We start from the raw sequence: 10114 nt of genomic DNA, 5'->3' as shown, positions 1-10114 counted from the left end.
CCTATCCTCAAACGCTATTCCTTTTTGCCGATAAAGAAAGTCGAATACTCGCGTTCCCGTTCCTGATTTTTTACGATAATCGTATACCAGCCCGTATCCGGTAAAGTGACCTTGAACTTGCCGTTCACCAAGTCGCTGTAGGAAATTTTCGTTGCGATATATTTCATTTGCCCTTCGCGATACAGCCCCTGCTGAACCAACAGGTCGTAAGTGCCCCATTCGTTGATCCGATTTTGTCCGCCAACTTCCATGACATTATAATTCGTTATATGGAAGGTGAGCGTATTGCGGTTGAACAAGGCCGATTCGTTGCTGGAACCGGAAATAAGCACATCGTCTGCAAAAATAAGCATGCCGTCGCTTGCGACAACCGTAACGTCCTGGTAGGCAACGGCCGTATTGCCAACCTGATCCGTTGCGGTATAGGTTACCTTTTGTCTGCCGAGCTTGCCCAGATCGAGCCCGCTGATGGAAACCGCAATCTGATCGGCCGCAGATACGTTGTCGCTTACAGCGTATCCTCCCAGGTCGGTTCGGAAGTTAAAATTCGGCTTGTTTTGGGCGATACCTACGGTTGACAAATTCAGGTTGATGTCCGGAGGCGTGTTGTCCAGTCCTTTAATAGCAACAGGCACTTTCTTCGTATTGCCGAGCAAGTCCGACAGAGCGACCAACGTATTGCCGTCCGCGGAGAAAGTGCGTGAGTATGTGAAAGAGCCGTCCGCATCGCTGATTTGGTTCGTATAATGGTTGCCCTCCGAAATCGGCGTGACTCCCGCAAATACCATGTTTGGCGCCTGAGTCCGGCCACTGAGTGTCACTTTCACTTTACCTTGGGCATATTTCTGACCATTAATCGTTACAATTTTGTTATCGGAAAGCGGGTTCCCCTCATCGTCCACAAAGCTGTACGTTATTGATTCCGCCTTCGGCGCTGCTGAGATGATGTTGTCTACTGTTTCCTTCACAATGGTCGTATTGCCGAACAGATCGGAAACCATAAAGGAGACTGTGCCGTTCTCCAGCAGCATCGCGCTCGTTTTGCCGTCCGCTACGGTAAAGTCCTTGGCATTTGCGTCTGCTTTTTCTACCGTCAATGTGACTCCAGAGGAAAATAGCACGCTGCCGCCAGTATTTTTAATCGTGCCGAACGTTTGGCTGTTGTTCTCGCCGTATGCATAAGAGCGAATCACCTTGACCTGCGGCACCTCTTTGTCGATGTTATAAACGTTCGCCGTTACCGAATTTGTATTGCCCGCTTCGTCTTTAAATTCGAAAGTAAACGAGCCGTTCTGGGTAAATTTGTATACCGAACGCCCTTCATTATTGGTAATCGTGACCGGCTTGGAAAGATCGGTCAGCTGGACAGACACGTTTCCGTTCGTTTTTCCTGTCGTCAAATACTCAACGGTTCCGGTCGGCTTCGTATCGTCCACATTTTTGACTACGGCATAAAGCGTCGCTTTTCTGCTGGCATCGGCAATATCCGTAAGATCGAAGGCATACAGTCCGTTCTGCTTGACATTAAACCTGTTGCCGGATCGAGTAGGCGTAGACGGATTCACAGCCGATGGCATTACTTTAATGCCCAGCGGCACCGTAATGTCGATATCAGCGCCCACCTCCGATTTAATCGGTCTTTCGTTGCTAATAGCTGCTAATGCGTAAACCGGCTGGTCTTTGGATATGTTTTCCGCACTCAGCACTTTAGCCGTACCGACTACACCGCTTGGCGTTCTATACTTTACTTGAACCTGCAAATCGGAAGGCTTGTTCGTTGCTACCTTTAAAGCGACAAAATTCGTATACGGCCGCCATTTCACCCAGCTGATCCCGTTATCCGGAGACAATGAAAAATCGTATCCGCCTTTATCCACGGAATCTTGCGCAAGTCCCAGCTGCACGATAGCGGTATAGCCATCCTCTTCGTCGCCGTACAAGTAAATCAAATCCGATGTCACATCGGCAGGCGGGTTGCCGGGATCCTCAGACCTCGAGATGGCGAAAACGCCCGTCGTTTTGGTCAGTACGCTATTCCCTGCGCCGTCCTTGGCCCACACATACAGCCGGAAGTTCTTTTGCTCCCCGAGTTTAAGCACCTTCTCACCATCGATAACTGCCTTCCCATCTTCCGGCAATTCGATCCATCCTGCTGTCGCTTCGTTCGGATCAGGCAGTCCGTCCACGACCCATTGATATTTCTTTTGAAGTCCTACTTTGCTGTAAGGTTCATCAACCGTTACGGTTACCGATTGCGAAGCTTGCGGATATGAAGCGTTGTTTTTACTGAACGTAACGACCGGAGGCTCGTTGTCAAAATAATAAGCTTTGGAGAAGAAATATTGCTTTTCAAATCCGTTTTCAGTCACTTTTGCCAAAATATGAACATATTGCGTGCCGTTTTTGATCGGGTCTGCCGGTACCACATACAGGCGGCCACCGTCCTTCAGCGTGTAAGTCGAAAAGCCTTTGAAGGCCGTTTCGGCCGGACGCAGCGCGCTCCCGCTTAACGCATAGCCGACATACACCGAGTTGGTGACCGTTGGAAGCATCATCCCGCCATAGGTCGATTGCGTTACTGTCGGCGAATAGGTCGATGAAGTCACAGTTGCCGAACCAAGATTGTCGACCCCCATGAGTTTGAATTCGACGTCACTGCTTTTTACATATACGGGCCTGCCTTCGCTATCGACACTAGCAGGTGTTGCGAAGGTTCCGTTAATCAGCGAAGAGGAATTGACGGTGATCGGATCGCTCTGGAAGTTCCGCACGTTGCCCGCATTGTCCGTTGCTCTGATAAACAGAACATAGTCTCCGTCTTCAACAACTTCATTTTGGGTAGTTAGTGTAGCGCTATTGCCCGAAAGCGGAATCGGCTGCCAATTGATATCCTGCGGCTGACTGCCAACCTTCACCCATTGATACAGGCTGCTTTGGACACCACTGTGCTCGTCCGTTATGGTCAACGGGAACTGCACGACGGATGTGTTATTACCAATAACCCCTGTCGGAGTAACCGTTGGCGCTTTGTTGTCTACCTTGATCGTTCCGACACTATGGACCCAGTTGGAATCGTCATGCTTAAAATCGTCCATCGGCCAAAGGCCGTATTTCCCTACTTTTTCTAATACTTTATTGTCGGCATAAAATATTTTATCCGCTTCGGATGCGCCCGGAGCCTCCGCTTTCCAAGCTTCATATTGAACTTGGCCCGCTGGGTCTTGTAAGTAAGCTTTTTTCTTGTCGTATTGCATCAGCTCTCGTGCCGTATCCCAGGTCATATCTGCCGTCCATGTATGCAGATACCAAGGACCGCTTTTATCTTCAGCGAGCGCTTCCGCCGGCAGTACAATCAGATTCGTTTTGTTATTGGCAACGCTGAAGCTCGTATCGGCAAATTCTCCGGGGTAAAGATCTTCTCCCGGTTGTTTGCCGGTAAGGGAGTATCTTTTAACGGCAGCGAAATGATCTGCGTCTTTGCTTTCAAAAGGATCGACCTGACTTTGGCTCCACCAGTAATAAACTAACCCGACCGCCGGCGAAGAGGATCCCGTCATATTCGATGGACGATATATACCTCTGCTCGGCCTTGCCTCCCCAGGCCCTATCGGATCGAGCGACGGCACGATGATCGTAGCGTCGTTGGCATCGATCGTCATTTTTCCGTTCTTTTTGTACATGGCATCGGTTGCTCCTCCGGGTTCGTACCGGTAGCTGACCGTCGGTTTCGTATTATCGATCGAGAGCTGGGCCCAGTCGATTTTCGAGTTGACGTTGGAAGATTCGAGGCCATCCTCTGGATCCACGAAAAGACCGTTATAGTTGGCCGGCTGAATCAGAAGATTCCCCGCATAGTCTTGCAGCACATTCGTATCTTTCGGCATACCAGTTGCCGTATCGGTGATATTTGCATCGTTGGTCAAGGCAATCGCCTTAAGCAGCGGTGTCTCTACGCTTACGCCACCGGGAATACTCAGATGGAAAACCCACTTGTCCGTTCCCTCGCCGGTTACGTAATAAGCTTTCATTCCGTTATTCATCAGCAGAAACGTTTTCCTCACGTCCCAGCCTGTTTTCACTACAGCCTCTTCTGTCAGCTGTACCGTAAAATCAAACGAGTCATTTTTGTTCAAGGTGCTGCCGGTCAATATTTCCGGCTGAATGCCGTTGCCTGTCTTCGAATATTTAGGGCGCACCGCATCAACGATCGCCCGGTATCCCCCGTGTTCAAAATCGAAGGGATTTACCGTTTTAGTGCGCAAATAGCTTTTGCTCGTATCGCTGGCTTTGTTAAGCGCGTCGAAATCCTGCACCAAATTACCCGCTGCATCGGCAAGGCCAGCCCCTCGCAGCTTCTGCTCCAAAGACGAATCGATCGTAAACGAAGTCGATGAGCCCGATTTCTCCGCACTGGTTCTTTCAATAAACGGTTGAAGCGGAATATTGCCATTCTGGTGATACTTAACAGCGGTATACCGGTACTCCAAATTATCTGTATAAGGCAGATTGTTCATTTGCTTGAAATTTGCCGTTTTGTAGTCCTCGTTTAGCAAATATTGCTGTTGACCGGCAGCAGGCAAAAGAGTGCCCGCCAGATTGACAAACAACGGATGCTTTAGAAATGAGACGCTGTCTCCCATCAAACTTACCGACGTTGGTCTTACCGGTTCAGTGAAGTTGTACGCAAGGCTGAAATATTCATCTTTTTTGGCATAAAGCTCTTTTTCTTTGTTTTTATTGTCTCTGGTCGCTCCATTGGCTTTAAAGGTGTAGCCGGTCAACTTCGGACGATGCTTGTTCTGCTGGAATTTGACAAACACGCCTTCCGTTCCGGCCCCTTGCCCCTCTATATTAACCGTGAATTTAATAACGGTTCTCGACGTAATAGCCACTGTCTTTGCTTGATTCACGCCACTGCTATCCCGGCAGTCGCCTTTCAACGTTACAAATTCAGGTCCCGATGCAAGCAGCGACGTCATGCCGTTAGCAAAACTTCCCGACGGTGAAGCTGTCGGAACAGAGCTGCTGCCACTGTCGCCACTTCCATCATCCTCAGGCGGGACATAGTCAGGATCTGGTTCCCCACCTTCCGGCTCGTCAGCCCCGTCACCGTCATTGGGGTCAGGAGGGAGGCCATCAGTACCATTGGGATAAATCTTGAATTCGGCAGAAGTAACCCTCGTTTTGCACCAGCCGAGAAAACAGCCGAATTTATTGAAACGCAGCTTGTTCCAGCCGACTACGACTTCTGCATTCCCGCTTTGAGCAAGAGCAAGCAAGGTCGGGTTATCCTTTACGTTAACTTCAAAACGAAGTGTAAACCCCTTATCTCCCTTCGGGTTGATCGATCCATCCCCAAAAACGCTTCCTCTATCTGAAAATGTGGTTTGCGCAAAGCCGTGCTCTGGCTCACCTGTGAAGTTTACAAATGAGTTAGTGGCAGGATAACTTAAGTTGCCGAGCTGCACACCCTTGCCAAAAAAAACTTGCAAGTCCTGGCCTGCTGCCTCTGCCTTCTGAACATCCCAAGGTAGAATCAGCGTTATACACATGAAAAAAATCAAAAAGTTTGCTATCCATCTTCTTGCCATCTTGCTGTAAAGCATGAAAACCAGACCCCCTTAATAACCTTAAATACAATCCATAAGACCCACATCCTCAGACATAATACGACAAAGAACCTTAAAGAAACCTTAAAAAGTATAGGTCTTTAGACACATGAGGCTGTAAAATTTACAATAGAACAGGATATAAGAAATTCTTTTCAAACAAAAAACGACAGTCTTTTCCGGTACACCACCGTGAATAGACTGTCGTTTTTATATCAACATTTCCAATTGGGTCGGCCTCAGCTGAATCCCATCTTCTCTGCCGGGATCAGAACCGTAACCTTGGTTCCGTTTCCGGGAGAGCTGTCCAGTATTAATTCCGAATTATACTCGTACTTGAGACGCTTCATAATATTTTTCAAACCGACCCCCTGGAAAGCGGCAGACTCCTGGTCAAGAAGTTGCTTGACCAGCTCGGTCTCCATGCCGACTCCGTTGTCTTCGATTTGGAAGCAATAATGTTTTTCCGTTTCATTTGCCGTTATTCTTACCGTTCCCCCATCGGTCAGGCCTCCTATGCCGTGGCGGATGGCATTTTCTACGAGCGGCTGGATAAGCAGCGGAGGAATGCTGATACCGTACATCGCCTCCGAAATATCGTATTCAACCTGCAGACGATCTTTAAATCTTGCCCTTTCGATCTCTATATAAGACCGGATCAAGTTCAGTTCCTGCCCGAAGGAAGTGCGCTTCTGAACGTTGCTGAACCGGAAGCTGCCGCGCAAATAGTCGGCTAGATCGATCGTTAGCTTTCGCGATTTCTCCTCATCCGTGTAGCTTAAAGCAACGATCGTGTTCAGCACATTATACAAGAAATGGGGCTTAATCTGCGACTGCAGAAACGCCACTTCCATATCGATCGCCTTGGCGAGCGAATCCTTCATCAGCAATAAACCCTTGATCCTTGCCTTTAGCTCCATCGTATCAAACGGCTTCGGCAAAAAATCGTTCGCCCCCGCCTCAAAAGCAGCGAGCTTATCCTGCGGCTGTGTTGCCGTTGTTACCATCAATACGGGCATTTCAAGCAGCGTGTACTTTTTTCGGATCGTCTGGCATACCTCAAAGCCCGACATCCCGGGCATCATAAGATCCAGAACGACAAGATCGACCGTATTCGGCTTATCGATTTGCGCGACAGCTTCAAAACCATTTTTGACGGCAATGACGTCGTAGCCCATCGGCTTAAACGCGTCGATCAATATTTTCAGATTGGCATGATGATCGTCCACGATAAGTATTGTATGTTTGCCTGTGCCTTCCGAATAATAAGGAGTAGGAAATGAATAGTAGGGATCCTTTCCAGGTTCGTAGATAGCATGCGAGTCTACCGTCCTTGCTCCCTCACTTTTTTCGGCTAAAGGAAGACTGAAGGTAAATACTGTCCCCTCGCCTTTAACCGAAGAAACTGAAATTTTGCCGTTCTGCAGCTCGACTAGCTGTTTGACAATGGGCAAACCTAAACCGAAGCTCTCGCTCTCCGGGGATTCGAAAGATTTAAACGGTTCAAAAATAAGGTCAATAGCCTGCCGATCAATCCCCGCCCCCGTATCTTGAACAGAGATTTCTATAGCTCCGTCCTGCTCGGAGGCCGACACCTCAATGGATCCGCTTTCCGTATGCTTAACCGCATTATCGAGCAAATTATTCAAAATTTGCCTGAAGCGGTTTTCGTCTGCAAGCATGTTAGGCAAATTTTCTGGCACGCTGTTAATTAAACGTATAGGTTTGCCGGCCGTCATAAACGAAACGATCCGCAGAACAATGTCGACCGTCGAACGTACATCAATCGAAACAGGCCGTACGGTCAAATCCCCCTGCTTCAGCTTGGATAAATCCAGAATATCCAAAACGAGCTGCGACAGCTTCTTGCTGATGCTGAGCACAAGCTCCAGCTTCTCCTGCTGTTCCGACGGCAATTGTTGGCGGCGATCATCGATCATCGATTGGGAAATCGTAATGATACTCTGTAAAGGCATCTTAAATTCATGCGACGTTTTCGAAAGAAAATCATCCTTTAGTTTATCCGCATTGAGCAGTTGTATGGAAAGCTGCTCAATCTTTTTGAATGCGTTCGAGAAGCGCAGCGACATCAGCAGGGCAAGCATCAGAATGACTAGAAACACCTCGTAAGGGATCATTGTATATACCGGTACATTCGAATAAATGCTTAAATTTTGGATCATCACATGCTGATTCAAGGCTATGGCGGCCATGACCAAATACTTGCTTCCTTCAGCGCGCTGAAAAGCAGCCAGGACGTACACATAGGTTACATAAAAAAAAGGAACCGTGCCGTATCCTGTCGTAAGCAACTGAAATAGTTTGCCATAGCTAATACCGGTTAGACCAAATATCGTCAAGCCTACGCCAACAGAAACCCCTGCATAAACAAGCTTTTTGGAGCAAAATGAACGGAAAGCCGTATACACATAAATGAAATTCATGATCCCTGTGGCATATACCGATATGTTCTGCAAACGAATTAATAACCAAAACGGGATGTAGTCGAATAGGATGACCAGCAATCTTTCTCCATGCGTTGCTAAATATAAAGTGATGAATATGCATAGAAGTCCGAATGCAATAAGAGAATAGTCGCTTTTTCGCTGGATATACAAGCCGGAAAAATACAGGCCCATGATCAAGAAACTGCAAATGGACATCAAATCGTGTGAAAGCGCCTTGTCGCGCAGGCCGGAAATCTGTGAAGAGTATCCTAGAATAATGGAATTTACAATGCCGCTGCTGGCCTCATACTCGTAATTGGCCGCTTGAACGATAATTTCGTTCCAGCCCGGCTTCAATGTAAAATAACTTACATACGGTTTGTTATTCGCTGAGTATGACGCCTCTTCCGACACCACTCCCGCAGAGCCGATTACGGTGCCGTTGATGATAATGCGATTGGCCAATTGGATGGACATCGTCTTCAGTCCGTAAATTCGATTGGTGTCATCCACGCGGATTTGCAGTCTATAGGTAGCCATCCCGAGCGTATTCATCAGGTTGCTCCATGAACCGGGTACGGTAATCAGCTTAGGCGAAACTAAGGTGCCTAAAGCCGATTGTGAGTCCGCATGTCCAAGCAGCATATCCGGATAAAATTCCCACTCCCCGTCAAGCGGAACAAACCCTTCTTCGTCAAAGCGCCAGCCGGACAGGTCCATACGACCACTGGATGCGACCGGTGTATTTTTATCGTAAACCCTATTAATTTGAAATAAAATGCCATATGTAACTACCAGAAGTACTATCGTTACAGCCGCTGCAACGAGCTTTTTTTTCATGCCATTCTCCTCAGCCGGATAAAGTGAAGCTTTTATACAGGCGTACCGTCTCTTCTTCCAGCTCTACCCCCAGATTCTCGCGAACCTCATGATCCAGCTGCCGGTATACTTTTAAAGCCTCGTTTCGTTTATCCGTATTTATGTATAGCCGAATCAAATCCCGGCCGTCCTTCTCCGAATCGGGAGTTAGCGCCAAAACGCGCTGCAAGCTGTCGACCGCGAGCGGAATGTTGCCTGTCCTCATAAAATACCTGTACGCAATTCTCAGCGTCCGGATATATTTGGATTTAAGTTCCTCCCTCTTCCACCTCGCCCAATCGAAATCGCAGCCCTGCAAATATTCGCCTTTGTGCAATGCGTTGATTTTTTCGTACTGCTTCTCTTCCAGCGTTTCATCAGAAGCCGCCTTTTCCGCAATGGCTAAAAACTCCGCTACATCGCTTATAATTCCTGTAACGTTGACAACGTATCCTCTGCCGATTTTATCCACTTTGCTTTAACGCCATTCGCCTGGAAGCTTTTCCGCAAATACGAAATGCATGTGTACAAATAAGTTTTCGCTTTATTCAGTTCGGATTCCGGCCAGATTGACTCAATGATCGTTGCGGCATCGACTTGATTCCCTGCGTGATGAATCAAAAATGCGCAAAGCTCCTTTTCCTTGTTCGTTTTCCACGGGAGCAATCCGCTTGCCATATGTATACTAAAACCGCCAAAGCATTGCATATAGACGCGCGCTTCGTCCGTAAGCTCGCTGGGACTTTTGTCGAAAGAGGGCTTCTCGAAGCGCGAGACGGTGTTTTGCAGCCTTTCTTTTGTAAACGGCTTCAATAAATAATCCACGGACTGAATTTCGAACGCTTCCACTGCATATTCCGAATATGCGGTAATAAACACAAACTGGGTATGCGGCATCTTCTCTCTGATCTGCCTTGCCACCTCAATCCCCAGGATGCCCGGCATTTGGATATCCAAAAATACGACGTCCACCGGCAGCTCACCGAGAACCTCCAGCGCCTGGAACGGGTTCGTAAAACGCCCGACCACCGTTACATGATCGATCTCGCGCAGTAAAATTTCCAGAACATCCAGCGCATTTTCTTCATCATCGATAAGCATAACGCGTATCAATTGGTTCACTCCCTTTGTTGATTCGGTAGAGAAAAATAGATTTCTTACCCATTTTACTGGGAGGTTCCTGCCAAATCAATGGATGCA

4 protein-coding genes are annotated in these 10114 nt (G+C 47.9%); all 4 read right to left on the bottom strand.

What is annotated here, in order from left to right; translation table 11 throughout:
* Positions 1-14: 14 nt before the first annotated feature.
* The 4 genes from FU659_RS21550 to FU659_RS37425 all read right to left on the bottom strand — a co-directional run bounded on the left by FU659_RS21550 (position 15) and on the right by FU659_RS37425 (position 10027).
* Complete coding sequence (locus FU659_RS21550) at positions 15-5606, bottom strand: hypothetical protein (protein ID WP_147949435.1); 5592 nt, start codon at positions 5604-5606, stop codon at positions 15-17.
* Positions 5607-5848: 242 nt separating this feature from the next.
* Entirely contained in the window at positions 5849-8896 is a 3048-nt protein-coding gene (locus FU659_RS21545) for a hybrid sensor histidine kinase/response regulator (RefSeq protein WP_147949434.1), read from the bottom strand.
* 10 nt (positions 8897-8906) lie between these two features.
* Positions 8907-9386, bottom strand: coding sequence for a bacterial transcriptional activator domain-containing protein (locus FU659_RS37430; RefSeq protein ID WP_261807954.1), 480 nt, complete (start codon positions 9384-9386; stop codon positions 8907-8909).
* Positions 9338-10027 (bottom strand): response regulator, encoded by a 690-nt coding sequence (locus FU659_RS37425; RefSeq protein ID WP_261807953.1) that lies wholly within the window; start codon positions 10025-10027, stop codon positions 9338-9340. Before FU659_RS37425 ends, FU659_RS37430 begins: the two co-directional genes overlap by 49 nt.
* Between the last annotated feature and the right edge of the window lie 87 nt (positions 10028-10114).

This window comes from Paenibacillus sp. N3.4, from assembly GCF_008017805.1.
In the GTDB taxonomy this organism is placed as follows: domain Bacteria; phylum Bacillota; class Bacilli; order Paenibacillales; family NBRC-103111; genus Paenibacillus_E.
This window is presented reverse-complemented; position numbering and strand designations above follow the sequence as displayed.